Raw genomic sequence first — 26060 nt, 5'->3', positions numbered from 1 at the left:
CGAACGATGGGCGCGGTTCGTCCCGATCCCCGGAGGTGTCGATGTCCGCTCGCCCGACCAGTCGCGTGTTGTCCGCGGTGGCCCTGGTCTTCGCCGTGACGACGGGGTTGTCCGCCGCCCCTGCGTCGGCGGCGGTGTTCGACTCCTGCGGGATGGCGAGCTGCGCGGACGCCCGCGAGGCCTTCGAGTACTGGGAGGCGGAAGGTCTGCCGCCGCGCCGCGTCACCAACGTCCTGCCCGGCGAGGAGTGCTTCACCGGCGGCGGGACCTACGGCAACCGGGACGGGCAGTTGCCGGCCGAGGACAGGGGCTCCTACCGCGAGTTCGACGTCTACCCGAGGCCCTGCGGGAAGGGCCGCGACGCCCACCGGATCGTGGTCGACCACGAGACCGGTGCCGCCTGGTACACCGACGACCACTACCGGAACTTCCACCTCCTCTGACCACCCCGCCGGAGCCCCGCCCCGGGTCAGGGACAGGTCGGCTTGTTCGCCCGGACGTGCTCGGCGACCCCCGCCCGCGAGTCCGTGCGCAGCTTGGCCGCCAGCCTCGACACGTGCGACCGCACGGTCCGCCGGGGCAGGGCCAGCTCCTCCGCGATGTCCGGGTTGGACAGACCGGCCGCCACCAGCCGGGCGATGCGGACCTCCAGCGGCGACAACGCCGCCCACCCCGTCCTCGCCGGCGCGCGGTCGTCCGGCCCGGTGCGCCGGACCCCGGCGGCCCGGCGGCGGTTCTCCGCGCGCAGCACGTCCCAGCGCGCCGCCAGCGCGCCGAACAGCTCCACCGCCTCGGCGAACGCGGCCGACGCCTCGTCCGCGCGGTCGGCGGCGGCCAGCAGCACGCCGGCGTCCTCCAGCGCCGCCGCGCACTCCACCACCCGGCCCACCTCGCGGTAGTGGGCGGCGGCGGTCAGCACCGGCTCCGGGTCGCCGGTCACCAGGCTCCGGCAGTGCGCGGCGGCGGCGGACGCGCGGGCGGGCAGCACCTCCCGGGCGGCCTCCCGCTCGCACACGGCCAGCGCCTCCCGCGCGGTGGCCCGGTCGCCCGCGCCGAGCGCCAGCCGGGTCGCGTACGGCAGCCACTGGTGGCGCAGCATGATCCGCGCGTAGTCCGGCCGCAGCACGGGTTCCAGCCGGGCGACGGCCTCGTCCAGGGCACCGCGCTGCTCCGCCGCCAGCGCCGCCGCCACGAGGTGGAAGTCGCAGTTCTCCCGCTCCGCGACGGTCACCGGCAGGTCGGTCGCGGCCAGGTGCGCGGCGGCGGCGGCCCGGTCGTCGCGGTGCCCGGCGATCAGCGCCGCCACGCCGTGCAGCAGCAGCGCGGCCGGACCGGGCTCGCGCAGGCCGAAGTAGGTGATGCCGGGCCCGTCCTCGGTGACCGTCTCCAGCTCGGCCAGCGCCTCGTCCCACCGGCCGGTCCAGTGGTGGTGCACGGCCGCCGTCACCTGGAGGCCGCTCGGCAGGTGGTGGCGGACGGCGACGGCGCGCGCCGTGCGCACCGCCTGTTCCGCCTCGGCCAGGCGGTCGAGGTTCTGGAGGCTGAACACCCGGTTGTCCAGCAGGTCGATCCGCAGCTCGGCCAGGTCGGTGCGCTCGCCGACGGCGGCCAGCGCGTCGTCCACGTGGCGCAGCGCCCGCTCGTGGTCTCGGCGGATCGAGTGCACCAGCCACAACGTCTGGGACGCCTGCGCGGCCGGGTGCGGCTCGCCGGCGGCCTCCGCGCGCGCCCGCTCGGCCGAGCGCTGCGCCCGGTCGAGGTCCGCCAGGTCGCCGCGCCGGAAGTCGGCCAGCAGCGCCACGTGCCGGAAGCGCCACACCTCCGGCACGCCCGGCACGTCCAGCGCCGCGCGCAGCTCGGCGACCGCGGTCGCGGTGTCGCCGCGCCGGTGCCGCACCGCCGCGCGCACGTGGCGCAGCTCGGCGGCCTGCGCCGGGTCGGTGACCAGCGCCAGCGCCCGGTCCGCGGCCGCCTCCGGGGAGCGGCCCATCCGGAACAGCACCCGCACCAGGGCGGTGAGCAGGCCCGCCCGCTGCGCGGCGGTCGGCACGTCGGTGTCCACCGCCCGGCGCAGCAGCTCGGCGGCGATCGCGGGCGCGCGGGCGGCGACCGCGCCGTGGTGGTCGGCCAGCCAGCGCACCACCCAGGCGTCCACCGGGATCTCCTCGGCCGCCAGGTGCCCGGCGATCCGCTCGACCGGCACGCCCATCCCGGCCAACGCCTCGGCGGCGTGCCGGTGCAGCGCCGCCCGCACCGACCCCGGCACGGCCTCGTGCAACGCCTGCCGCAGGTAGGGGTGCCGGAACGCCAGGTCGTCGCCCGCCTCGACGACCACGGCCGCCGCCACCGCCTCGTCCAGCGCGCCCACCAGCTCCAGCGGCGACCGCCCGGTCACCGCCGTCAGCTCGGCCACCCGGAACTGCACGCCCAGCAGCGCCGCGAGCCGCAGCACCTCGCGCGTGCCGTCGGACAGCACGTCCAGCGAGCGCTCCACGACGGCCAGCAGCGACCGGGGCAGCTCACCGGCCGCACCGGGGACGACGTCGGCGACCCCGCCCTCCACCCGCAGCCCGGACCCGCGCACCAGCGCGTGGGCGACCTCGGTCAGGTAGAGCGGGTTGCCCGCCGCGCGCCGCGCCAGCTCGCGCAACCGGTCACCGGGAGGCGCGCCCACGACGCGGGCCAGCAGCGCCTCCGCGCCCGCCTGCGGCAGGGGGCCCAGCGCCAGGACGTGCCCGTTGCGCGCCTCGACGCCCCGGCGCACCTGGGCCAGCTCCCGCCGGCCGGGATCGGCCCGGCTCGCGGCCACCAGCAGCAGCGGTAGCTGCCGGGTCGCGGCGGCGAGCCGGTGCCACAGCAGCACGCTGGCGTCGTCCGCCCAGTGCAGGTCGTCGACCACCAGCAGCAGCGGCGCGGTCGCGCAGGCCCGGTCCACCAGGGCCTCCAGCAGGTCCACCGCGACCGGGACCGGATCGGTCCCGCCCGGGTCGGCGCGCAGCAGCGCCGCCAGCTCCGCCCGGCGCGGGTCCGGCGAGTCCGGCCGCACGGCCAGGCAGTCCACGACCACGCGCAGCGGGTCGCGCCGGCTCAGCTCGTCGGCGGCGGCCCAGGCCACCTGGCAGCCCCGCGCGCCGGCGTCCGCCAGCGCCGAGGCGAGCAGCGCGGACTTCCCGATGCCCGCTTCCCCCTCGACCCACACGGCGGTCCCGCGCCCGGCCAGCACGTCGGACACCAGGTCGCGCAGCAACGCCGCCTCCTCGTCCCGCCCGACCAGCGCGCCCGGCTCGCGCAGCGCCCGCGCGACCCGGGGCGGCACGGAGAACAGCGCGCGCGCCGGCGTCGGCGTGCCGGCCAGGATCTCCCGGTGCAGCTCGCGCAGCGCCGGACCCGGTTCGACGCCCGGCCCCGACACCAGCGCGCGGCGCACGTCCCGGAAGACCTCCAGCGCCTCGGCCCGCCGGCCGGCGCGGTGCAGCGCCAGCATCACCAGCTCGCGCAACGACTCGTGCCGGGGGTGCTCGGCCACCAGGCCGGTCAGGTCCGCGACCACCTCGGCGTGCTCGCCCAGCTCCAACCGCGCGCGGGCGTGCTGCTCGGCCACCGCCAGCCTCAGCTCGGCCAGGCGGTGCCGCTCCAGCTCCGCGAACGGTCCGGGCACCCCGGCGTAGGCGGCCCCGTGCCACAGCCCCAGCGCGCCGCCGAGCACGTCCCGGGCCCGCGCCCAGCGCCCCGCCGCCAGCAGCCGCCCGCCCTCCTCGCGCGCCCGGTCGAACACCCCGGTGTCCACCGCGCCGTCCGCCAGCCGCAGCGTGTACCCGGCGCTCCGCGAGTCCAGCGCCGCCCGGTGCGCCCCGAGCACGCGGCGCAGCCCGGACACGTAGGTGTGCAGGCTGCCCACGACGCCGGCGGGCGGCTCGACGCCCCAGACGGCGTCGACCAGCTCGTGCCGCGACACCGCCAGGTTCGCCCTGGCCGTCAGCACCGCGAACACCGCGCGCTGCCGGGCGTGCCCCAGCGCCAGCTCGGCGTCGCCCGCCCAGGCGCGCACCGGCCCGAGCACGCTCACCCGCAACCCGTCGGCAGACGTGGTCGACACCCGCACCCCCGCAATCCAGCCCCGGACCATCCAACACCCCCGGTGCGCGGCGGTCCCGGTGACCACCCGTCCGGCGCAGGGGATTCCCGGTGACCAGGCAGCGGGGGAGTACGGACGGGCAGAACCCGCCGCCGGTCCTTGGCGTCACGGCGATCGCGTGGTGGGCTCGGGGCACGTCCTGGTCCCGTGCGGAGGTGCGGTGGAGATGCGATCCCGGGGGAGCGCGGACCGTGAACCGCGCGCCGCCGCCGGCGAGAGGTACGTCGGCGACCTGCTGCTGCACCTGGCCCGGGAGGGGCGGTTGGTGATGACGCCGGACCAGGCCGATCCGGCCATCGCCGAACTGGAGCGCACCATGGACGTGGTCCGCTGCCGGGTGCGCCGCGCGGAGCTGTCGCGGCGGCTGCGCCAGGCCGCCGACCACGACCTGGGGCCCGACGTGGACCGCTTCGCGGTCGACGCGGTGTTCGCCGGGCAGATCGCCGCCGGCTCGTGGGAGCAGGCGCTGGTGGAGCTGCCCAAGTACGTCGAGGCGTTCCGGATCGCGTCGGGGCGCGGGTGACCGGCCCGGAGCTGCGCGCGCTCGACCTGGTCGGCGAGCTGACCGCCGCCCGCGCCGAGCACCGCACGGCCGTCGACCACGGCGACGCGGCCACCGCCGGGCTGCTGGCCGCGTGGATCGACCTGCTGCTGGACGAGTGGAACCGCCGCGCCCGCGCCCGGTGAGTTGCCCTTTCGGGCAACCATCGCGGCACGGCGGGGCAGACGCCGTCGCGGCACGTCCGCGCCCGCCGCCGGCGAGAGGACGATGGGGCATCCGACAGCGGAGGGGACCCGATGCGGCGGTCGTACCGATTACTGTGGCTGGTCACGGCGTTGACCCTGGTCGTCGCCGGGTGCGCCGGCGGTGACGGCGGGCTGCGGCTCACCGTGGCCACGTTCGGCGAGTTCGGCTACGGGCCGCTGTTCGAGGAGTACGAGCGGACGCACCCCGGGGTGGAGGTGGTCGGCCGCGTCGCCGACTACGAAGCCCACCACAAGGGCCTGATCACCGCGCTGGCGGTCGGGAACGGGGCCGCCGACGTGGTCGCCGTCGAGGAGCAGTACATGCCCCGGCTGCGCCAGTCCGCCGACCGGTTCGCCGACCTGGCCGCGTTCGGCGCGGACCGGCTGCGCGACCGGTGGGTGCCCTGGAAGTGGGCGCAGGGCGTCTCCGACGACGGGAAGGTCGTGGTCGGCCTCGGGACCGACATGGGCGGGCTGGCCATGTGCTACCGGCGCGACCTGTTCGAGCGCGCGGGCCTGCCCGTCGACCGGGAGCGGGTCGCCGCCCTGTGGCCGACGTGGGAGGACTACGCCGCCGTCGCGGACCTCTTCGCGCAGCGCGTCCCCGACGCCCGGTTCGCGGACTCCGCGGGCACCGTCTACACGGCGGTGATCAACCAGGCGGAGGAGAACTACTTCGCCAAGGCCGACGACTCGTTCATCGCCGCCACCAACCCCAACGTGAAGCGGGCGTTCGACATCGCCGGCGCGCTCGGTGCCAAGGGGCGCACGGCGAAGGTCGCCCCGTTCACGCAGCCGTGGAACGTCGCGGTCAGCCAGGGCGGCGTCGCCACCATCACCTGCCCGGCGTGGATGCTCGCCCAGATCAAGGAGGCGGGCGGACCCGGCGGGACCGGCAAGTGGGACATCACCGCCGTGCCGGGCGGCGGCGGGAACTGGGGCGGCTCCTACCTGACCGTGCCCGCGCAGGGCGCGCACCAGCGCGAGTCCTACGAGCTGGCCGAGTGGCTCACCGCGCCCGAGCAGCAGCGCAGGCTGTTCGTGACCGACGGCATCCTGCCCAGCCAGCCCGAGGTGTACCGCGACCCGGTGGTGCTGGAGCACGAGGACCCGTACTTCGGCGACGCGCCGCTGGGCAGGCTGTTCGCCGCCTCGTCGGACACCGTGCGGCCCAACTACCGGGGTGTCCGCGACGCCGACGTCCGCCCGGTGTTCGGCCGGGCGCTCGGGCGCGTGGAAGAGGGCGCGCAGGACGTCGGGCAGGCGTGGGAGCAGGCCGTGCGCGAAGCCCGCGACGCCCTCCGGTAGCGGCCGTGCCCACCCGCCTGGACCGCCGGATCACGCCGTACCTCTTCGTGGCACCGTTCTTCGTGCTCTTCGCCGTCTTCGGCCTGTACCCGTTGCTGCGCACGGCGTGGATGTCGTTGCACCGCTGGGACCTGCTCACCGGCCCGGTCCGGTTCACCGGCCTGGCCAACTACGCGGACCTGTTCACCGACCCGCACTTCTACAACGCGCTGGCCAACACCGCGAGCATCTTCGTCGTGTCGACCGTGCCGCAGTTGGCGGCGGCGCTGGGCATCGCGGCGCTGCTGGACCGGCCGCTGCGCGCGCGGACCACCTGGCACGCGGTCGTGCTGCTGCCCCACGTCGTCCCGGTGGTGGCGGTGGCCCTGGTGTTCACCCAGCTCCTGGGCCGTGACCAGGGGTTCGCGACGTGGGTGCTGTCGTGGTTCGGCGTCGACCCGTTCGACTGGCGGGCGCACGCGTGGTCGGCCCACCTCGGCGTCGCGATCATGGTGATCTGGCGGTGGACCGGCTACAACGCGCTGCTCTACCTGGCGGCCATGCGGACCGTTCCCCGGGAGCTGTACGAGGCGGCGGCGCTCGACGGCGCGTCCCCGGCGCGCGCGTTCCGGTCGGTGACCCTGCCCGGCATCCGGCCCACGCTGCTGTTCACGGTGGTGGTGTCGGCGATCGGCGGGCTCCAGCTCTTCGCCGAGCCCCGGCTGTTCGGCGGCACCAGTGCCGGCGGCAACGACCGGCAGTTCCAGACCCTGGTGATGTACCTGTACGAGAACGGGTTCGAGCGCTTCGACGCCGGTTACGCGGCGACCATCTCGTGGGTGCTGTTCGTGCTGTGCGCGGTGTTCGCGGCGGTCAACGCCGTGCTGGTGCGCCGGCTCGTCGGGCGGGGTTGAGGCGTGCTCCGGACCCTCGCCCTGGCCGCGCTGCTGATCGGCTCGCTGTTCCCGCTGTACTGGTCGGTCGTCGTGGCGTCGCACGACAACGCCGCCATGTCCGCCCGGGTGCCGCCGCTGCTGCCGGGCGGCGAGCTGGGGCGCAACCTCGGCGAGGTGTTCGAGGCGGTCGACTTCGGGGCCGCGCTGGCCAACTCGGCGATCGTGGCGGGCACCGTCACCGCGTCGACCGTGCTGCTGTCCACGCTGGCCGGTTTCGCGTTCGCCCACCTGCGCTTCCGGGGCCGGCGCGGGCTGTTCGGGCTCGTGCTCGGGTCGGTGATGGTGCCCGCGCAGCTCGGCGTGGTGCCGCTGTTCGAGCTGGTCGGCGCGCTGGGCTGGGTCGGGCGGCTGGAGGCGGTGGTGGTGCCGGGACTGGTGAGCGCGTTCGGCGTGTTCTGGATGCGCCAGGCGTGCCGGGAGGCGGTGCCCCGGGAGCTGGTCGACGCGGCGCGGGTGGACGGCTGCCCGCTGCCGCTCGTCTACTGGCACGTGGTGCTCCCCGCGCTGCGCTCGCACGTGCTGGTGCTGGCCATGCTGACGTTCCTGGCCGCCTGGAACGACTTCTTCTGGCCGCTGGTGGTGCTCGACCCGGTCGAGTCGCCCACGGTGCAGGTCGCGCTGTCCACGTTGGCGGGCGGCTACTACACCGACTACCCCCTCGTGCTGACCGGTGCCGTGCTCGGCACGGTGCCGGTCGTCGTGCTCTTCGCCCTGCTGGCGAGGAAACTGGTCACCGGCCTCCTGCGGGGGCCGGGTCACTCCGTGAGGTGGTAGGTGGAAAAAGTCTTCCCGTCGGACTTCCTGTGGGGTGCCGCGACGGCGGCCTACCAGATCGAGGGGTCGGTGCGCGCGGACGGTCGCGGACCGTCCATCTGGGACACCTTCGCCGAGGTGCCGGGCGCGGTGCTGGGCGGCGCGGGCGGCGACCCCGCCTGCGACCACTACCGCCGCCACCGGGAGGACGTGGCGCTGCTGGGCGAACTGGGGATGCCCGCCTACCGGTTCTCCACCGCGTGGCCGCGCGTGATGCCGGACGGGCGGACCGTGGAGCCGCGCGGCCTGGCCTTCTACGACCGGCTGGTCGACGACCTGCTCGACCGCGGCATCCGCCCGCTGGTCACGCTCTACCACTGGGACCTGCCGCAGGCGTTGCAGGACGTGGGCGGCTGGCGCAACCGCGACATCGCCGCGCGCTTCGCCGACTACGCCCGCGCGGTCCACGGGCGGCTGGGCGACCGGGTGGCGGACTGGACGACGCTCAACGAACCGCTCTGCTCGGCGTTCCTGGGCTACGGCACCGGCGTGCACGCGCCGGGCCAGCGCGACGCCGGTGGGGCACTCGTCGCGGCGCACCACCACCTCCTGGCGCACGGGGCGGCCACCCGCGCGCTGCGCGAGCTCGGCGGGCCGGAGGTGCGGGTGTCGTTCGTGCTCAACCTCTCACCCGCCCTGGCCGACGCGGACGACGACGCGCACCGCGACGCCACCCGCCGGTTCGACGGGCTGCACAACCGGTTCTTCCTGGACCCGGTGCTGGGCCGGGGTTATCCGGCCGACGTGCTCGCCGACGTGGCGCACCTGGACGCGCTGGAGCCGGCGATCCTGGACGGCGACCTGGCCGCCGTCGCCGCGCCGGTGGACTGGATCGGGGTCAACTACTACGCGCCGAGCCGCGTCGTGCCGCTGTCCGACCCCGACATCCCCAGCAACTGCGCGTTCCCCGGGCTGCGCGGCGTGGACGTGCTGCCGCCGCGCGGACCCCTGACGTCGATGGGCTGGGAGCAGCACCCGGAATCGCTGACCGAACTGCTGGTGTGGCTGGGGGAGTACGCCGGCGTGCCGCTGGTGGTCTCGGAGAACGGGTCGGCGTTCACCGACGTGGTGGACCCGGACGGGCGGGTGCGGGACGCGCGGCGGACCCGGTACCTGGCCGACCACCTGCGCGCCGTGCACGCGGCCATCGAGCGCGGTGCCGACGTGCGCGGGTACCTGGCCTGGTCGCTGCTGGACAACTTCGAGTGGTCCTTCGGCTACACGCAGCGGTTCGGGCTGGTGCACGTCGACTTCGACACGCAGCGGCGGACGGTCAAGGACAGCGGCCGGTTCTTCGCCGACGTGGTGGCGCGCAACGCGGTCCCGGGCTGAGCCGCGCGCGCCGGCACCGGCCGGGCACTCCCCGCCCGGTGCCGGCGCGGCTCAGTTGTCGTCCGGCAGGTCTTCGAGCACACCGCTGACGTTGACCACCTGGAAGCAGTCCGGGGCCTGCTGCCCGCTGGCGGGCGTGCCGGGCCTGGTGCAGGACACCGTCGCGGTGACCGACGTGCCCTCGGGCACGTCCACGGGCGTCACCCAGTGGTAGTCCTGGTTGCGGAAGGTCTCCAGGGCGATCGACGTGATGGTCCGGTCGCCGAACGCGAGGGTGAGCACGCCCTCGTCGCCCTGGTGGTTGCCCACCACGAGGTCGGTGATCCGGAAGACCTTGCCGGTGGGCACGGTGTGCTCGCCCGCGCCCTGCGCGCCGCCGGCGGTGCGCACCTCGATCGTCTCGGACCTCTGGTGCCCGCCGCCGACCGGCGTGCCCGGCCGGCCCTGACCGGGCTGCTGCCCCTGGCCCGGCTGCTGGCCCGGTTGCTGGCCCTGGCCGTCGCCGTCCTGGCCGGGCTCCTGCCCGCCGGGCCGGTCGGCGGGCGGCTGGGCGTCGACCGACTGGGCGATCTCCCGCGCCCGGTCGTCGGCCGCCTCCCGCGCGGCGCTGCGCACGGCGGGGCGCACCAGCAGCAGCCACAGCAGCAGCAGCGCCAGCAGGGCGGCGAGCACGGCCAGCAGCCACCGGGGGAACACCGGTAGCTGGATCAGCTCCCCCTCCGGCTCGTGGCGGGCGCTGTCCTCGCCGGTAACGGCCGTGACCTCCAGCCGCAGCGGCCAGGACTCGGGCTTGCCGAACCACAGGACCTCGCCGACCCGCACCCGCAACTCCAGCTCGGCGCGGTCGCCGGGTGCCACGGTCACCGGCTTCGACGGGACCGTGTGCGTCAGCCGGTCGTCGGCCTCCGGCGCGCTCAGCGCCACGACCGCCGGCGCGTTGCCCGCGTTGTGCAGCTCCACGTGGTAGCGGGCGCTGCGCCACGCCCGGCGGCGTTCGGGGACCAGTTCCGCGCGCTGCTCGGCGAACGGCTCGACGACCACCGTCGTCTCGGACACCACCACCGACCCGGGCCGTTCGGCGGGCAGCACCCGCACGCCCAGGGGCAGCTCCCCGGCGCGCACCGCCGAGGAGCGCGGCGGGCGCAGCAGGACGGTCACCTGGCCGGAAGTCCCGGGGTACAGCGACAGGCGCGCCGGCTCGACACCGGTCCACGGCGCGCACTCGCCGACCACCTCGAACTCGTACGCCTCGACGATGTCGCTGTCGTTGCGCACCGTCATCGTCGTGCTGGTCTCCTGGCCGGGCGTCACGACCACCGTGGGGAGACCGAATTCCGTCGTTGCGGTCACGACTCGCAACGGTAGGGACGCCGGACCGCCGCCCGGCAGGGAGAAAAGGGCACCGCCGGGGCACACCGGTGCACCACCTCACCCGCGCGGCTGCCCCCGGCCGAGCCGGCGGACCACGATGGGCGCACCAGGGCCGGCCCGGCCCGGTTTCCCGAAGGGGGCCCGCATGACGACGAGAATCCCGGTCGCCGTCTACGCCGAGGACCCGGTGCTGCGCGCCGGGACCACCTACCAGCTCCGGCAGCGGCCCGAGGTGGAGGTGCTGACCGCCGGCGAGGAGCACCGCGCGGCCGTGGCGCTCGTGGTGGTGGACGAGGTGGACGACGCGGCGTCCCGGCTGCTGCGCCGGCTGCGCCGCTCCTCCACCGCCCGCACCGGCGTGGTGTCGAGCCGCTTCGACCAGGACTCGTTGCGGATCACCGTGGACTGCGGGGTGTCGGCCGTCGTGCGGCGCGCGGAAGCCGACCAGGACCGCCTGGTCGCGACGGTGCTGGCGCTGGCGAAGGGCGAAGCGGTGCTGCCCGGTGACCTGCTGGGCGTGCTGCTGGACCACGTCGGCCGGTTGCAGCGCACCGTCCTGGACCCCAACGCGCCCACGCTGTCCACCCTCACCCCCCGCGAGGCGGACATGCTGCGGCTGGTCGCGGAAGGTCTGGACACCAACGAGATCGCGACCAGGACGTCCTTTTCGGAGCGGACGGTGAAGAACGTCCTGCACGAGGTGAGCACCCGGCTCAACCTGCGCAACCGCGCCCACGCCGTGGGCTACGTGATGCGGCACGGCCTGATCTGACCCCCGGCCGGGTTGCCCGAACGTCCCGGCCACCGCCCGAACCCTGCCCGCGCGGGCCTCACGCCGGCCCGCCGCCCGCCACCAGGCTCGTCCGCGAAGCCCGCCACCGGAGGTGTTGTGACCTTGTCCACCAAGGCGAAGGACCGAGCGGTCGCCGCGCTCACCGCCGTGGTCGCGCTGTGCGGGGTGGTGGTGGTCCTGCGGGTCGCCACCGCGCCCGCCCCGGCGGCGGCGCAGCCGGGCGACCCGCGCTCCACCGGGCGCATCGCGTTCGCGGGCACCGGCCACCGCGGCATCGGCGTCGTCGCCGACCCGGTGCCCGACCGCCCGGCGGTCAGCGAGCCGTGGGCGCGCGGCCCCGCGCACTTCGACGACCACGTGTCGGCGCGCGGCGACCTGGTGGTGTTCACCAGCCGGCGCGACGAGCGGCGACCGCAGGTCTACCTGCGCGACCGGGCGGGCGCGGTCCGCAAGCTCACCGCGGGCCGCGACGCCGGGCACCCGCAGCTCTCACCGGACCTGCGGACCGTGGTCTTCGACTCGGCCGAGGGCGGTCGGCGCGACCTGTGGTTGGTCGGCGTCGACGGGACCGGCGAGCGGCGGCTGACCGACGACCCCGGCGACGAGACGTGGCCGACGTTCTCCCCGGACGGCGCGCAGGTCGCGTTCGCCGCGGACCGCGACGGCGAACCGGAGATCTACCGGCGGCCGGTGGCGGGCGGTCCCGTGGTGCGCCTGACCGAGGAACCCGACGGCGCGGCCGGGGAACCCGCCTGGAACCCGCGCGGCGACCGGATCGCCTACACGCTCACCGCCGGCGGGCAACCCCGGCTGCGGGTGCTCGGCGGCACCCGGGCCGGCGTCCCGGTGCTCGGCGGCGACCAGGCCGGGTGGCGCGGCCACTGGCCGGTGTGGAAACCGGACGGGACCGGGCTGCTGTTCCTCAGCTTCGACCAGACGTGCTCCTGCCCGGCGGACCCCGAGGTGGAGAAGGTCTACCAGGTCGACACCGGGACCGGGCTCCCCGTCACGGCCGCGCCCGGCCTGCTGCTGGCCGAGGACCGGCGGGTGTCCTCGCCCGCGTGGTCGGAGGTCGGCGGGCCCGCGCTGCTGGTGTCGCGCACCACCGCCGCCACCCGCAACACCGCCACCCTCCAGGACGTCCGGCCGGACGGCGCGGACCCGCGCGACCTCGGCCTGGAGGTCCTGCGCGAGGACCCCGGCGTCGACGAGGACCCGAACCGGCTGTTCCGGCCGCGCGCGGGGTACGACCCGTGGACCCAGCGGCAGGGCTACTCGCCGGACGGCCGGCGGATCGTGGTGACCCGCTTCGAGGACGTCGACGGCGTGCGCGCGCAGCGGCTGTGGCTGGTGGACGCCGACGGCGGCGATCCGCGCCGGCTGCCGGTGGCCGACCGGCAGGGCACCGACTGGGAGTTCGACCCGGCGTGGTCGCCGGACGGCCGCCTCATCGCCTTCGCCCGGCGGTCGCCGGGCGGGGTGCGGCCGGGACCCGGCGGGAGCGCGCACGTCGTCGTGGTCGACGCGGCGACGGGCGCGGTGGTCGGCCGGCTGCGCCCGCCCCCCGAGGTCGCCGACCGCGAGGACACCCAGCCCGCCTGGTCCCCGGACGGCCGGACCCTCGCGTTCACCCGGGGCGTGGTCCACAACCGGCCCGACGGCGTGGAGGTGCGCGACAACCACGTGTGGACCGCGCGGGCCGGCACCCTGGACGGGCAGCGCGACGTGTCGGCGGCGGTGTGCGGGTTCGACTGCGAGGTGACCGACGACAGCGCCGCGTTCCGCCCGGACGGCCGCGCCCTGGTGTTCAACCGGGAGTTCGACGGGCTGGTCGAGGTCCCGGTGCCGGACGGCGACTGCCGGGTCGTGCTCCCGGCCGGTGGCCGGCCGTGCTCGACGCCGGTGACCGCGCCGCCGTCCGGGCCGTTCCAGCCCCGCGACGCCGCCCACGCGCCGGGCGGCGACCGGCTCGTGCTGACCACCCGGCGGCAGGGGGCCGCCGCGTCACCGGAGGAGTTGGCGGTGCTCGACGGTACCGGCGGTCTCGACCGGATCACCCGCGACCTGCCCGGCCGGCAGAAGGAGCCCACCTGGCAGCCGTCGGCGGACCTCGCGGTGCAGGCCCCGCCCGCCGTGCCGGACGTGCCGACGGGGGAGTCGACGACGGTGACCGTGACGGTGACCAACCGGGGTCCGGCGACGTCGCCGGGCACCGTGCTGACCGCCTCGGTGCCCGCCGGCGTGCGGGTGGACCTCGTGCGCCCGGACCGGGGCTCCTGCGACGCCGCCGCGCCGCGGTGCGAGCTGGGCGCGCTGGAGGGCGGGGCGGACGTCCGGGTCGTCGTGGAGCTGGTGGGGCTGGTGCCCGGCCGGTCGCGGGTGACGTGGTCGGTCGCGGGCGAGGTGCTCGACGTCCGGCCGGCGGACAACTCGGCGCGGACCGACATCCCGGTGCGCGACCGGACGACCACCCCGCCCACGCCGTCGACCACGCCCCCACCACCCCCGCCGCCCCCACCACCGCCACCACCTCTTGCCGGTCCCGGCCTGACCGTGGTGGTGCAGCCCAATCCGTCCTACGTGGGCGGGCGCGCCACGGCCACCTACACCGTCCGCAACGGCAGCGCCGCGCCGGCCACCGGCCTGCGGCTGGACCTCGCCCTGCCGCGCGGAATCCCGGCGGTCCTGCCGCCGGGGTGCGCGGCGGCGGGGTGCGCGCTGCCCGACCTGACGCCCGGCGGCGAGCTGGTGGTGCAGGTGGTCTTCGCGCCGGACGCCCCGCTGGAGACCACCGTCGGCGGTGTCCTGCGCACCAGCGGCACGGACGCGGACCCCGGCGACAACACCGCCACCGCGCCGATGCGGGTGCTGCTGCCCCGCATCGTGGCCGTGCCGCCGATCGGCGAACCCGGCTTCGTCACCTCGGTGCGGGGCCTGGACTTCCCGCCCGGCACGCCGGTGCGGCTCACCTGGTCGCCCGGCATCACGGCCGCCGCCGCCGCGACCGTCCCGCGCCCGGACGGCGGTTTCACCGCGCAGTTGCTGATCCTGCCCAAGGACGGGACCGGACCGCGCACCATCACCGCGACCGGGGCCGGGTTCCGCCCCGCCACCACGCCGTTCCTCGTCGTCGCGGGCTCCGTCGGGCCGCCGGACATGGTGCGGCGCAGGTGATCGCGACGACGAGGAGGCACCCGTGATCCACGAGGTCGACGAGGGCATCCGCCGGCTGCTGGACGCCGCCGGGGTGCCCGGCAGCCGGGGCGACCTGGCGTTCGAGGCACCCACCACGCAGTGGACGGCACGCCGCAACGCACCAGCCGTCAACGTGTTCCTGTACGACATCCGGGAAGACCTGACCCGGCGCACCGCGGGCGCGACCGAGGTGCACGACGACGCCGGCGAGCTGCTGGGGTGGCGCGGACCCGCGCGCTGGTTCGACCTGTCGTACCTGGTGACCGCGTGGACGAACCGGCCGCAGGACGAACACCGGCTGCTGTCGGAGGCGTTGGCGTGCCTCGTGCGCGCCGAGCGGCTCGCGCCGGAGTGGCTGACCGGGTCGCTGGCCGAACTCGGCCTGTCGGTGGGGATGCAGGTCGCCGGCCCGGCCCCGGAGGGCCGGGCGGCACCCGACGTGTGGTCCGCGCTGGGCGGCGAGCTCAAGCCCGCCATCACCCTGCGGATCACCGCGCCGCTGGCCGGCGAGTGGACGCCGACCGGGCCGAGGGTGACCGAGGGCGTGGTGCTGCGGACCACCGAGGGCGTGGACCCCGTGCCGCGCCGCCTCCGCTACGACGGCCCCACCGCAGCGGAGGGCGCGGGCTTCTCGGTGTCCAGGTCCCGCCCGACACCGGCGGACCGACGTCGTCGCGGCGAGCCGATCCGATGACCACCGACGCGACCCGCGCCCCCGCCCCCGGTGACCACGCCGCCGCTCCCGCTGACCGCACCGCCGTCGACCGCGTCCCCGCCGACGACGACGCGGACCAGGTCTACCTGTGGGACAGGCTGGCCGCGGTCGAACGGCGGGTGCGGCGCGCGGTGGAGGCCCGGCTGGTCGACGACCCGACGCCGCAGGACCCGTTCCGGGGTCTCTACCTGACCCCGGAGGCGGTCCGGCGCACGCTCGACGCGCCCCGCGCGCCCCTGGCCCCCCTGCCGGACGAACCCCACCCCGGCGGCACCGCCCGCCCCCGGCTGCTCGACCTCGCCCGGAACTTCCACCTCGACCGGCTCGACGTCGAGTTCCTGCTGATCGCCCTGGCCCCGGACGTCGACAGCCGGTTCGAGCGCCTCTTCGGCTACCTCCACGACGACGTCACCCGCCGGCGCGCGACCGTCGGCCTGGCGCTGGAGCTGTGCGGGCTGCCCTCTGCGGGTCCGGACCGGTTCCGGCTCGCCGCCGGGTCCCCGCTCGTCGCCGGCGGCGCGGTCGAGGTGCGGGAACCGGAATCGCCCGCGCTGTCCCGGGTGCTGCGCGTGCCCGACCGGGTGGTGGCCCACCTGCTCGGCGACGACGCACCCGACCCCGCGGTGGCCGGCCTGGTCCGCGTCGTGGCGGGCGCGTCCGAGGACGGGTTCACCCGCCGGGTGGGCGCGGCGCTGCGCTCCGGGATCGGTGCGGTCCACCTGCGCGACACCGGCGACACCGGCGACGGCGGCCGGGTGGCGGCGGGCGCGCTGGCCGCCGCCGGCCGGCACGCGGTGGTGCTGAACGCGGTCGACCTCGCCGACCGGGACCGGCCCGACCTCGGCGCGGTCGTGCGGGAAGCGCGGCTGCGCGGTGCGGGCCTGGTGCTGGGCCCGGTCGAGCGGCTGGTGCCCGAGCGCGCCCGGCTGCTGCGCGAGCTGGTGGCGCTGGTGGGGGATGTGCCGCTGGTCCTGCACGGCGGGCGGCACTGGGACCCGCACTGGGCCGGCCGACCCGTCGTCTCGGTGCCGGTGCCGCCCTCGGCCGCCGACCGGTCGGACCGGTGGGCGCGGGCGCTGACCGAGGAGACCGGCACCCCGCCGGTCCCGGCCCTGCTGACGTCCGTCGACGGCTACCGGCTCGGCGCGGAGGAGGTGGAGCGGGCGGTGTCGGTCGCGAGCCGGCTGGCGGTGCTGGACGGCCGCCCGGTCGCGCCGGAGCACCTGCGGGCCGGTGTGCGGGCGCAGAACGGGGCCGGGCTGGACCGGCTGGCCCGCCGGATCGTGCCGTCCGTCGGCTGGGACGACCTGGTGCTGCCCGAACCGACCCGGCGGCAGCTCGCCGAACTCGTCCTGCGGGCCCGGCACCGCGAACGGGTGCTCGGCCAGTGGCGGATGCGCCCCGGCGGCGGGCGCGGGCACGGCGTGGTGGCGCTGTTCGCCGGCGAGTCCGGCACCGGCAAGACGATGTCCGCCGAGGTCGTCGCGGCCGAGCTCGGCATGGACCTGTACGTGGTGGACCTGTCGACGGTGGTCGACAAGTACGTCGGCGAGACGGAGAAGAACCTGGAGCGGATCTTCACCGAGGCGGCCGGCGTGCACGGGGTGCTGCTGTTCGACGAGGCGGACGCGGTCTTCGGCAAGCGGTCGGAGGTCAAGGACGCGCGGGACCGGTACGCCAACCTCGAATCCGCGTACCTGTTGCAGCGCATCGAGTCCTTCGACGGGATCGCCGTGCTGACCACGAACCTGCGGTCGAACGTGGACGAGGCCTTCACCCGGCGGATCGACGTCATCGCGGAGTTCCCGGTGCCGGACGCGGCGCAGCGGCGGGCGTTGTGGGACCGGTGCCTGGGCACCGCCCTGCCCCGGGGCGGCGACCTCGACCTGGCGTTCTGCGCGGAGCGCTTCGAACTGGCGGGCGGGTCGATCCGGTCGTGCGTGGTGACCGCCGCGTACCTGGCCGCCGCCGCCGACCGGCCGCTGGTGATGGCCGACGTCGTCGCCGCCGTGCACCAGGAGTACCGCAAGCTCGGCAGGCTGGTGCTGGAGAACGAATTCGGCCCGTGGCTCGCCGCACCCCGGTGACGCCCGCCCCGTCTGTCCTTTGTGGATAGTAAGCCCAGTGCCCCAAAGGGCAGCGGCCTGCCCCCGGCGGAGGGTCCACGGACCTCCCCGACCACCTCCCGCGCACGGGAAGCTGGTGCCACGGAAGCGGATCAGCGCACACCAGACAGGAGTGACCATGCCGCAGTACCTCTCACCCGGCGTGTACGTGGAGGAGGTCCAGTCCGGGGCGCGGCCCATCGAGGGCGTCGGCACCGCCGTGGCCGCCTTCATCGGCTTCAGCGAACGGGGCCCGTTCCACCGGGCGACCCTGGTCGCGAACTGGAACCAGTACGTGCAGAACTTCGGCGGCTTCACCGAAGGCGCATACCTGCCGCACGCGGTCTACGGCTACTTCGCCAACGGCGGCGGCGCGGCGTACGTGGTGCGCGTCGGAGGTCCGCCGGAGGGAGCGGAAACCCCCGTGCCCGCGCCGACCCCGGTGCAGCTCGGCGGACTGCGGATCGCCGCGCTGCCCGGCGCGGACGGCGAGGTCACCGTCGAGGTGGCCGACGCCGACGGCGAGAACCCGGCCGACGACCGGTTCAAGCTGCTGGTCCGCCAGGGCGGTCGGGTCGTGGAGAGCTACGACGTCTCCACCCGGAAGAACGCCAAGAACTACGTCGCCACCCAGGTCTCCGAGCGCTCCAAGCTGATCGGGATCACCGAGCAGCCCAGCGGCGCGCTCGCCCGACCGGACAAGCAGACCGTGTCGCTGCCCACCGCCGCCGCGACGGCGGACGACGGGGCGCTGCCCACCGTGGTCGACGCGCAGGAGTACCTGGGCGACCCGGAGGCCCGCACCGGGTTCGGCGGCCTGGAGAGCGTCGACGAGATCACCATGGTCGCCGCCCCCGACCTGATGGCCGCCTACCAGCGCGGCATGCTCGACCTCGAAGGCGTCAAAACCGTCCAACTGGCCATGATCTCGCACTGCGAGCAGATGGGCGACCGCGTCGCCGTGCTGGACACCCCGCCCGGCCTGTCCGCGCAGCGGGTGCGCGGGTGGCGGCAGGACGAGGCCGGCTACGACTCCCGCTACGCCACCCTGTACTACCCGTGGATCAAGGTGTTCGACCCGGCGGCCGGGCGCAACATCATGGTGCCGCCGTCCGGTCACATCGCGGGCGTGTGGGCGCGCAGCGACGTCGAGCGCGGCGTGCACAAGGCACCGGCCAACGAGGTGATCCGGGGCGCGGTCGACCTGGAGACCGCGCTGAGCAAGAGCGAGCAGGACCTGTTGAACCCGATCGGCGTCAACTGCGTGCGCGCCTTCCCCGGTCGCGGCATCCGGATCTGGGGAGCCCGCACGCTGTCCTCCGACCCGGCCTGGCGCTACCTCAACGTGCGCCGGCTGTTCAACTACCTGGAGGAGTCCATCCTCCTCGGCACCCAGTGGGTCGTCTTCGAGCCCAACGACGACCGGCTGTGGTCCAGCATCCGGCGCAACATCACCGCGTTCCTCACCGAGCAGTGGCGGCAGGGCGCGCTGTTCGGGCGCACCCCGGCCGAGGCGTTCTACGTCAAGTGCGACCGGGAGAACAACCCGCAGGAGTCCATCGACCTGGGCCAGGTGGTGTGCGAGATCGGCGTGGCACCGGTGAAGCCCGCCGAGTTCGTGGTCTTCCGCCTGTCGCAGTTCTCCGACAGCACGAGCCTGGTCAGCGAATGAGCCACCGCCCCACCGGGGCACGGGAACCAGAAAGGCGTCCACAGCCATGGCAGAAGGCGATGCTCTCTCCACGCACATCTTCGGCGTGCAGCTCGGCGGTTTCATGGTCGAGTCCCTCCAGGAGATCAGCGGGCTGAGCGTGGAGGAGGACGTGGTCGACGTCTTCCAGGTCACCTCCACCGGCAAACCGCTGATCCGCAAGCAGCCCGGGGCCCAGAAGGGCGGCGAGGTCACCCTCACCCGGGGTCTCGACCAGAGCTCCGAGTTCACCAAGTGGCTCAAGGAGACGCTGGAGAAGGGCGCGGTCACCGCCGCCCGGCAGAACGTCACCATCGAGGTCAAGGACTCCGAGGGCAACACGGTCCGGCGGATGCAGTTGACCAACGCGTGGGCCAGCAAGTGGGAGGGCCCGTCGCTCAAGGCCGGCGAGTCCACCGCCGCGACTGAGAAGGTGACCCTCGTGTTCGAGGAGATCACGGTCGAATGAGGCGTCGGACGATCGCCCTCGACCAGCTCGACGAGCTGGTCGACGAGAGCCGCAAACCCGAACGCGGCCCGGAGACGCCGTCCGGTGCGCTGCACACGGTGTTCGACTTCGAACTGCCGCGCGGGTACGTCGACCCCGCCGGCGTCGTGCACCGCAACGGCAGGATGCGCCTGGCCACCGCGCGCGACGAGCTGCGCCCGCAGATCGACCTGCGGGTCAAGGAGAACCCGGGCTACCTCAGCGTCGTGCTGCTCAGCCAGGTGATCACGGAACTGGGCACCGTCACGGAGATCCACCCCGGCGTGGTGGAGCAGATGTACGCGACCGACATCGCGTTCCTCCAGGACTTCTACCGGCGGGTCAACAGCGAGGGCCACACCCGGGCCGGGGTCTCCTGCCCGTCGTGCGGCACGGCGTTCGAGGTGGACCTCGCCGGTGGTCGCCTGGGGGAATCGTGACGTACGCGGCCGAACGGCTGCTGGAGGAGGTCGCGTACGTGGCCTACCACTTCCACTGGCCGCGCGAGGAGATCCTCGACCTGGAGCACCACGAGCGCCGGCGCTGGGTGGACGAGATCGCGCGGATCAACACGAGGGTCAACGAGGGGAGGTGAACCGTGCGCTGGTGGGACAGGTTGCGAGGACGGTCGGCCGGTCCGCCCGTGGCGCGGGCGGTCGACCCGGCCGAGCCGTCGGGCGGTGCCGTCGAACGCCCGGCGTGGGACGGCGGCTGGCGCGCGGTGCCGCCGCCGGCGGGCGTGATCAGGCAGGACGGCGGGACGGTCGGCGACGGCGTGCGGTTCCGGGACGGGCTGACCTCGTGGCAGGACCACACCTTCGGCACCGGCCTGGGACACGCGCTCAGCCCGACGGCCCCGGCGGGGGTGATGCACGGGGTAGCGGTGCAACGCGCCGCGCGCCCCGGCTACCCGCTCACCGGTGGAGTCCTGCCGGTGGTGTCGTGGTGGGGTGACGGCCCGGCTCCGGAGGGACCGGCGCAATCGGCGCAGTCGGCGCAGCCGGTGAAACCGGCCGGCCAGGCGGGACCGGCAGGACCGGCAGGAAGTGCGCGCACGGCGGGACCGGTGGTAACGGCGCAGTTGACCGGCGCGGCGGAAGTAGCCGGCGCGGCGCAGGTGGCCGGCGCGGCGAAGGTGGCCGGGACGGCAGAAGTGGCCGACGCGAAGGTGACCGGCGCGGTGGAGGCAACCGGCCGGGCGGATGCGGCGAGGTCGCGTTCCGCCCGGTCCCGTCCCGCCCTGGCGGTGGCCCGATCCGTCGTCCAGCGGAAGTCGGCCGGTCCAACGGGGGAGAAGCCGGGCGTACCGCCGTCACGACCCGACTCCAAGCCGGTGGTGCCGACCGGATCACCGACCTCGGTAGAGCCTGCGGTTCCGGCGGAATCGGCGACCCCGGCGGATTCGGCCGTGCCTGCTGTGCCTGCCATGCCTGTGACGCCGGCGGTGCCTGTGATGCCAGTCGTGCCTGCGGTGCCGGCAGTTCCGGCGGCACCTGTGGTGCGAGCAGCTCCGGCGCGTGGGCCTCAGAGCTCGGGCGGGGATTCCCCATTGCCGGTGTCGAGGTCTGTGGTGGCGGGAAAACCGGAAGGTGCCGCTGCCCCGACACCCCCGGAGGTTGCCGCCACACCCGCTCCACCCGCCGCGCCCGCCGCACCCGCCGGCTCACGAAGCGCGTCCGCGCCCGTTCTCGGTCCGCAGGCGATACCCGCCACGCGTGCAGCGGTCAGTGGCGCGAGCGGAGGGCGTGCGTCGGCAGGTGGTTCGTTGCCGGTCCAGCTCGTGCCGCTGGGGCCACCCTTGACGACGTCGGTCCGTCCGACCCTCCCGGTCCGGCGGGTTCCGGTAGTCGAGACCGGTTCGCCTGCCACGGTCGGGAGTGCGGGGGCGTCCGACACCGTGATCGCCACGAGGGGTGTGATCACGGCCGATCGGGCGGAAAAGCCCGCCGTCCAGCGTCTTTCGGCTACCGGAGTGGCTTCCGCGCCGCAGCCAGCCAAAACGCCGCACGCAACAAATCCCACTACACCGAATCCCACTACACCGAATCCCACTACACCGAAGCGCTCTGCACCTACGCTGGGTGCGCCGATGCTGGGCGCGCCGCTGCAACGGATGCCCGTCAACGCCGTGCCGCTGCGCGACCGGCCGACTCCTGCTCCTGTCCCTAGTCCTGGCCCTGCTCCTAGTCCTGGACCCGGTCGGGCAAGGCTCGGTCCTCAACTCGCCGCTGTACCCGCTACCGCGAAATCCGGACCTGTTGTCGCCCCGAGCAAAGCCATCGAACCGGCAGCCGCCCAGCGCAGTGCGGGCGTCACAACACCTGTGGTGCAACGGGCGGTCCCCGTGGTCCGACTCTCGCCGAAGTGGCACCTCGCCACTGCGCCTCTGCCGCACAGCCATGAGAGGACCAGGGACGCACCGGCGAATCCGCCTAGCTCGTCTGCCACCGCACCGTCCACCGGTTCGCTCAAGATCAGGGACATGGTGCCGCCGCTGGGAAACCGGCCGCTGGCTCCCCGGCTGCGCGTGGAGGAGAACGCACCGGCCGCTCCACGGTCACGTCCGGTGGTCCGGCCGCGATGGTCGTCTGCCCGGCACGAGTCGGAGACCCCCGCACCTGCCCGAGGAGGTACCGCGTCCCGTGCGACGGACCACGCGATCCAGCGCACTCCAACGACAGGCGCACCAACGACAAGCACACCAACCACAAGCGCACCGACGAGAAACACCCCGACGAGAAACACCGCTACAAGAACCGCGCCGACGGCGAGTGGTTCGGCGCGGCCTGTCGTGCGGCAGGACATAGCGCCAGGGCTGGGCCGCAGCGCACTCCAGGCCGCAATGCCTTCGGCCCCACCGGTTTTCAGGCCCGCGCAATCGGCACCGCAGGGCACCGGCACGTCGAGGCGAAGCAGCGGGGTGGCACCGCACAACATCGTGGTGCCGACGCCGAGCAGTGGACTCGGGCGGCACAGCGGTGGGGTGCTTCCGGTGAGCCGGGCCGTCGTGCCGGACCGAGCGGGCGGGCAGAACGCGCAACCCTCTGTACCGCAGGGCTTCAGCCTCACCAACCCGACCGTGCAGCGGGCCGTTTCGAACCCGACCGTGCAGCGGGCCGGCCTGAACCCGACCGTGCAGCGGCTGGGGCCTGCCCGCGACGCCGCCCACGCGAGTTCATCGAGCACCACCGCGCCCGATCCCCCGTCCCGCCCCACCACCGATCCCGCCTCAAGTCACGCCACGACCACCCCGGCCACCCCGGCCGGCGGGACTTCCCGGGACACCCGGGCTCCCGGATCGCGCGGTCCCGTGCCGTCCCCGAACGGCCGGGAGCGCGGCGGTTCGGGCGGTTCCGCCGGCGGTGCGGAGTCCGCGCGGCAGTTGATCGCGGACCTCAAGCCTGCCGAGGTGGACAGCCTGGCCCACAAGCTGATCGAGCCGATCGCCCGGATGCTGCGCGCCGAGCTGCGCAGCGGCCGGGAGCGGTCCGGCTGGTTGCACGACCGACGCCGCTGACCCGACAGGAGAAACACCGATGACCGACGACGTCTTCGCCAGCAGCGTCTTCTTCCACCTGTCCGTGGCGGGCAACGACCTGGGCTCCTTCCACACCTGCGAGGGCCTGGGCGCGCAGGTCGAGGTGGAGCAGTACGCCGAGGGCGGCAACAACGGGTTCACCTGGCAGCTCCCGTCGCGGATCACCTGGTCCAACATCACCATGACCCGGCCGGTCACCGCCGACTCGGCCAAGGTGCTCAAGTGGTTCGGCGAGGTCGTCCAGCGGGCCCGGCGCAAGGACGGCGAGATCGTCGCGCTGGCCCCCGACCTGACGCCGATCGTGCGCTGGCAGGTGCTGGGCGTCCTCCCGATCCGGTGGCAGGGCCCGTCCTTCGACCCGAGCCAGTCCCAAGCCGCCGTGGAGACCCTGGAGTTCTCCCACGAGGGGCTTGAGGCGTCCTGACCCGGAGGGAGACCACGTCGTGGCACGCAAACCCGGGGCGAGCCTGGTCAAGGCGCGTCTGGTGATCATGGAACCGCCCGCGGAGCTCGGCGCGAAGCCGGGGGCGAAGCTGTCCACCGTCGCGTTCCAGTTCAACCCCGGCACGCTCGCGCTCCAGAAGTCCGTGGAGTGGCGTCGCCAACCCTCGCGGATGGCGGGCCAGGCCTCGCTGCCCGAGTTCGTCGGCAGCGGACCCCGCACGCTCAGCGTGGAGGTCTTCCTCGACGCGACCGCCACCCACGACAACTCCGTCGAGACGGGCGTGGAGAAGCTGATGGTGGCCTGCGTGCCCACCAAGAAGAGCATCGGCAAGAAGAAACCCGCCAGCCCGTGGGTCCGCTTCGAGTGGGGCACCGCGAAATCGGTCTCCTTCGACGGCGTGCTGTCCGGCCTGTCGGTCGACTACTCGCTGTTCGACGTGGACGGCCGACCGCTGCGCGCGACCTGCTCGCTGTCGATCGAGGAGGCGGGTGTCGACACACCGCGCCAAAACCCGACTTCCGGGTCGCACGAGGTTCGCCGCGCGCACCGCGTGGTCGCCGGCGACAGCCTGCCGCAGCTCGCGTTCCGGGAGTACGGCGACCCCGGCGTGTGGCGGGTGATCGCCGAGGCGAACGGGATCGACGACCCGCTGGCGCTGGCACCCGGCGTGGAACTGCTGCTGCCCGGCATCCCGGGCGTCGACCAGGAACCGGAGGAGCTCCGATGACGCTGTCCCGCTGCCCCGCCCCCCGCCGGGGGCACCGGTGAAGGGCGGGGGCCGCTCGTTCGCCGCCTCGCCGGTGGTCGTCGCGAACCGCCCGGTGGACGGGATGTGGGACGACGAGCTGGTCAGTTGCGTGGTGGACGAGAACGTCGGCCTGCCCGACACCGCCGTGCTGACCTACCGCGACGGTGACCGGGAACTGCTGACCAAGACCGGGATCACCATCGGCTCGCCGCTGCGGATCTCGGTGGCGTCGGCGGGCACCCGAGGTCGCGAGTCGTTGTTCAGCGGCGAGGTCACCGCACTGGAGATGGTCGTGGACGGCACCGGCGCGTACACCGTGGTCCGGGCGATGAGCAAGGCGCACCGGCTGTTCCGGGGGCGTCGGGTGGAGGCGTTCCAGAACATGACGGCCGCCGCCGTCGTGGCCAAGGTCGCGAAGAACGCGGGCCTGGCCGTCGGCAAGGTCGAGGCGTCGCGGATCACCTACAAGCACCTGAGCCAGCCCGGCGTGTCCGACTGGGACTTCCTCCAGACGCTGGCCCGCGAGCACGGCGCGGTCGTCCGGGTCGACGCCCGGGGGCGGCTGGAGTTCACCAAGCTCCGGCCCGCCGCCGGGGCACCGCCGCCCACGACCTCCGCCGCGGTCAACCCGCTGGTGCTGGAGTTCGGCCGCAACCTGCTGGTGCTGCGGGCCGCGCTGAGCAGCGCCGAGCAGGCCGCCGGCGTGCAGGTGCGGGGCTGGGACATGGCCCGCAAGAAGCCGCTGGTCGCGACCCGCGAGAACAAGCCCAGCACGACCACCGTCCCCGGTCTGCGGGCGTCCGTGGCGGCCAAGGCGTTCCGGACGAGGAACCGGACCCTGGTGACCGACGTCCCGTACGCGACGCAGGCCGAGGCCGAGTCCGCGGCGCGCTCCCTGGAGGCGTCGATCAGCGCGGGCTTCGTCGAGTTCGAAGCGGTCGCCGAGGGCAACCCGAAGCTGCGCGCCGGCGTGCCGATCGCCCTGGGCAACGCGGGCAAGTTCACCGGCCGGTACACCCCGACGGGCGTGACCCACGTCCTGGAGCCCGACCGGGGCTTCCGGACCACGGTCGTGGTCAGCGCCACGCCGGACCGCTCGCTGGCCGGGCTGGTCGCCGGCGACCCGGCACCGGCCCGGATGCCGGGGCTGGCGACGGCGATCGTCGCCGACATCAAGGAGGAGGGCGGCCAGCGCGGCTGGGTCAAGCTGACCTTCCCGTGGCTGGACGGCAAGTACGTCACCGACTGGGTGCGCACCGTCCAGCTCGGCGGCGTCGGCGGCGGCGGGGTGTTCAGCCCGGACGTCAACGACGAGGTGCTGGTGGGCTTCGAGCAGGGCAGCCTGGACCGGCCCTACGTGATCGGCGGGCTCTACAACGGCGTCGACGCGCCCTCGCCGCACGACCAGCCGCTGGTGGACCGCCGCAGCGGCAAGGTCAACCGCCGCTCGCTGGTCTCCCGCAAGGGCAACCGGCTGGAGCTGCTGGACGGGCCCCGCACCTCCGGCGTCCGGTTGGCCAGCGGCGACAAGCGGCTGGCGGTCGAGGTGGACGAGCGCCGGGGCCGGTTGGAGCTCACCGTGCGCGGACCGGGCGGGCGCGGCGTCCTGAGCTCGCTGGTGCTCGACGGCACGGGCATCACCCTCGACGCCCGCACCGGCGTGGTCCGGGTCAAGGGCCGCTTCATCCAGCTCAACTGAGCGC

General features: G+C 74.9%; 21 protein-coding genes. 19 read left to right on the top strand and 2 right to left on the bottom strand.

Annotation, left to right across the window (positions count from 1 at the left end):
• Positions 1–41 precede the first annotated feature (41 nt).
• Positions 42–443 (top strand): ribonuclease domain-containing protein, encoded by a 402-nt coding sequence (locus tag AB0G01_RS20060; RefSeq protein WP_360947531.1) that lies wholly within the window; start codon positions 42–44, stop codon positions 441–443.
• Positions 444–469: 26 nt separating this feature from the next.
• Here AB0G01_RS20060 and AB0G01_RS20055 read toward each other — a convergent pair whose 3' ends face one another.
• A complete protein-coding gene (locus AB0G01_RS20055) occupies positions 470–4126 on the bottom strand; it encodes a BTAD domain-containing putative transcriptional regulator (RefSeq protein ID WP_360947529.1) in 3657 nt (1218 codons plus the stop codon).
• A gap of 175 nt (positions 4127–4301) precedes the next feature.
• Between AB0G01_RS20055 and AB0G01_RS20050 the strand changes: the two genes are divergently transcribed.
• The 6 genes from AB0G01_RS20050 (at position 4302) to AB0G01_RS20025 (ending at position 9270) form a co-directional block, all read left to right on the top strand.
• Entirely contained in the window at positions 4302–4658 is a 357-nt protein-coding gene (locus AB0G01_RS20050; protein ID WP_360947527.1) for a hypothetical protein, read from the top strand.
• Positions 4655–4822 (top strand): hypothetical protein, encoded by a 168-nt coding sequence (locus AB0G01_RS20045; protein ID WP_360947525.1) that lies wholly within the window; start codon positions 4655–4657, stop codon positions 4820–4822. The genes AB0G01_RS20050 and AB0G01_RS20045 overlap by 4 nt, the downstream gene beginning before the upstream one ends.
• A gap of 111 nt (positions 4823–4933) precedes the next feature.
• Positions 4934–6190, top strand: coding sequence for an ABC transporter substrate-binding protein (locus AB0G01_RS20040; RefSeq protein ID WP_360947523.1), 1257 nt, complete (start codon positions 4934–4936; stop codon positions 6188–6190).
• A gap of 5 nt (positions 6191–6195) precedes the next feature.
• Complete coding sequence (locus AB0G01_RS20035) at positions 6196–7083, top strand: sugar ABC transporter permease (protein WP_360947521.1); 888 nt, start codon at positions 6196–6198, stop codon at positions 7081–7083.
• A gap of 3 nt (positions 7084–7086) precedes the next feature.
• On the top strand, positions 7087–7899 hold the full coding sequence (locus AB0G01_RS20030; RefSeq protein ID WP_360947519.1) for a carbohydrate ABC transporter permease: 813 nt from the start codon (positions 7087–7089) through the stop codon (positions 7897–7899).
• Entirely contained in the window at positions 7900–9270 is a 1371-nt protein-coding gene (locus AB0G01_RS20025) for a GH1 family beta-glucosidase (RefSeq protein WP_360947517.1), read from the top strand.
• A 51-nt stretch (positions 9271–9321) separates the two neighbouring features.
• Here AB0G01_RS20025 and AB0G01_RS20020 read toward each other — a convergent pair whose 3' ends face one another.
• Entirely contained in the window at positions 9322–10620 is a 1299-nt protein-coding gene (locus tag AB0G01_RS20020; RefSeq protein ID WP_360947515.1) for a hydrolytic protein, read from the bottom strand.
• Between the two features lie 166 nt (positions 10621–10786).
• Here AB0G01_RS20020 and AB0G01_RS20015 point away from each other — a divergent pair, with 166 nt between their 5' ends.
• The 12 genes from AB0G01_RS20015 to AB0G01_RS19960 all read left to right on the top strand — a co-directional run bounded on the left by AB0G01_RS20015 (position 10787) and on the right by AB0G01_RS19960 (position 26056).
• A complete protein-coding gene (locus AB0G01_RS20015) occupies positions 10787–11413 on the top strand; it encodes a response regulator transcription factor (protein ID WP_360947513.1) in 627 nt (208 codons plus the stop codon).
• 123 nt (positions 11414–11536) lie between these two features.
• A complete protein-coding gene (locus AB0G01_RS20010) occupies positions 11537–14608 on the top strand; it encodes a hypothetical protein (protein WP_360947511.1) in 3072 nt (1023 codons plus the stop codon).
• Between the two features lie 22 nt (positions 14609–14630).
• A complete protein-coding gene (locus AB0G01_RS20005) occupies positions 14631–15323 on the top strand; it encodes a DUF4255 domain-containing protein (protein ID WP_360947509.1) in 693 nt (230 codons plus the stop codon).
• Positions 15320–17431, top strand: a complete 2112-nt coding sequence (locus AB0G01_RS20000; protein ID WP_360947507.1) for an ATP-binding protein — start codon at positions 15320–15322, stop codon at positions 17429–17431. The genes AB0G01_RS20005 and AB0G01_RS20000 overlap by 4 nt, the downstream gene beginning before the upstream one ends.
• A gap of 157 nt (positions 17432–17588) precedes the next feature.
• On the top strand, positions 17589–19121 hold the full coding sequence (locus AB0G01_RS19995) for a phage tail sheath family protein (protein WP_360947505.1): 1533 nt from the start codon (positions 17589–17591) through the stop codon (positions 19119–19121).
• A 46-nt stretch (positions 19122–19167) separates the two neighbouring features.
• Positions 19168–19608, top strand: a complete 441-nt coding sequence (locus AB0G01_RS19990) for a phage tail protein (protein ID WP_360947503.1) — start codon at positions 19168–19170, stop codon at positions 19606–19608.
• Positions 19605–20066 carry a hypothetical protein gene (locus AB0G01_RS19985; protein ID WP_360947501.1) on the top strand — a complete coding sequence of 154 codons (462 nt, stop codon included), beginning with the start codon at positions 19605–19607 and terminating at the stop codon, positions 20064–20066. The genes AB0G01_RS19990 and AB0G01_RS19985 overlap by 4 nt, the downstream gene beginning before the upstream one ends.
• Entirely contained in the window at positions 20063–20221 is a 159-nt protein-coding gene (locus AB0G01_RS19980; protein WP_360947499.1) for a DUF6760 family protein, read from the top strand. The genes AB0G01_RS19985 and AB0G01_RS19980 overlap by 4 nt, the downstream gene beginning before the upstream one ends.
• A 2397-nt stretch (positions 20222–22618) precedes the next feature.
• Positions 22619–23143, top strand: a complete 525-nt coding sequence (locus AB0G01_RS19975; protein ID WP_360947497.1) for a hypothetical protein — start codon at positions 22619–22621, stop codon at positions 23141–23143.
• A gap of 19 nt (positions 23144–23162) precedes the next feature.
• Positions 23163–23588 carry a phage tail protein gene (locus AB0G01_RS19970; protein ID WP_360947495.1) on the top strand — a complete coding sequence of 142 codons (426 nt, stop codon included), beginning with the start codon at positions 23163–23165 and terminating at the stop codon, positions 23586–23588.
• 19 nt (positions 23589–23607) lie between these two features.
• A complete protein-coding gene (locus AB0G01_RS19965; protein ID WP_360947493.1) occupies positions 23608–24336 on the top strand; it encodes a peptidase M23 in 729 nt (242 codons plus the stop codon).
• Between the two features lie 37 nt (positions 24337–24373).
• Positions 24374–26056 (top strand): VgrG-related protein, encoded by a 1683-nt coding sequence (locus tag AB0G01_RS19960; protein ID WP_360947491.1) that lies wholly within the window; start codon positions 24374–24376, stop codon positions 26054–26056.
• Positions 26057–26060: the final 4 nt, after the last annotated feature.

This window comes from Actinosynnema sp. NPDC023587 (assembly GCF_040640215.1).
Taxonomy (GTDB): Bacteria; Actinomycetota; Actinomycetes; order Mycobacteriales; family Pseudonocardiaceae; genus Actinosynnema.
This window is presented reverse-complemented; position numbering and strand designations above follow the sequence as displayed.

What these genes read in the sequence shown, in the direction of transcription:
- AB0G01_RS20060 (WP_360947531.1), top strand. Translation starts at nt 42, where the DNA reads ATGTCCGCTCGCCCGACCAGTCGCGTGTTGTCCGCGGTGGCCCTGGTC.
- AB0G01_RS20055 (WP_360947529.1), bottom strand. Translation starts at nt 4,126, where the DNA reads ATGGTCCGGGGCTGGATTGCGGGGGTGCGGGTGTCGACCACGTCTGCC.
- AB0G01_RS20050 (WP_360947527.1), top strand. Translation starts at nt 4,302, where the DNA reads ATGCGATCCCGGGGGAGCGCGGACCGTGAACCGCGCGCCGCCGCCGGC.
- AB0G01_RS20040 (WP_360947523.1), top strand. Translation starts at nt 4,934, where the DNA reads ATGCGGCGGTCGTACCGATTACTGTGGCTGGTCACGGCGTTGACCCTG.
- AB0G01_RS20015 (WP_360947513.1), top strand. Translation starts at nt 10,787, where the DNA reads ATGACGACGAGAATCCCGGTCGCCGTCTACGCCGAGGACCCGGTGCTG.
- AB0G01_RS20000 (WP_360947507.1), top strand. Translation starts at nt 15,320, where the DNA reads ATGACCACCGACGCGACCCGCGCCCCCGCCCCCGGTGACCACGCCGCC.
- AB0G01_RS19995 (WP_360947505.1), top strand. Translation starts at nt 17,589, where the DNA reads ATGCCGCAGTACCTCTCACCCGGCGTGTACGTGGAGGAGGTCCAGTCC.
- AB0G01_RS19990 (WP_360947503.1), top strand. Translation starts at nt 19,168, where the DNA reads ATGGCAGAAGGCGATGCTCTCTCCACGCACATCTTCGGCGTGCAGCTC.
- AB0G01_RS19985 (WP_360947501.1), top strand. Translation starts at nt 19,605, where the DNA reads ATGAGGCGTCGGACGATCGCCCTCGACCAGCTCGACGAGCTGGTCGAC.
- AB0G01_RS19970 (WP_360947495.1), top strand. Translation starts at nt 23,163, where the DNA reads ATGACCGACGACGTCTTCGCCAGCAGCGTCTTCTTCCACCTGTCCGTG.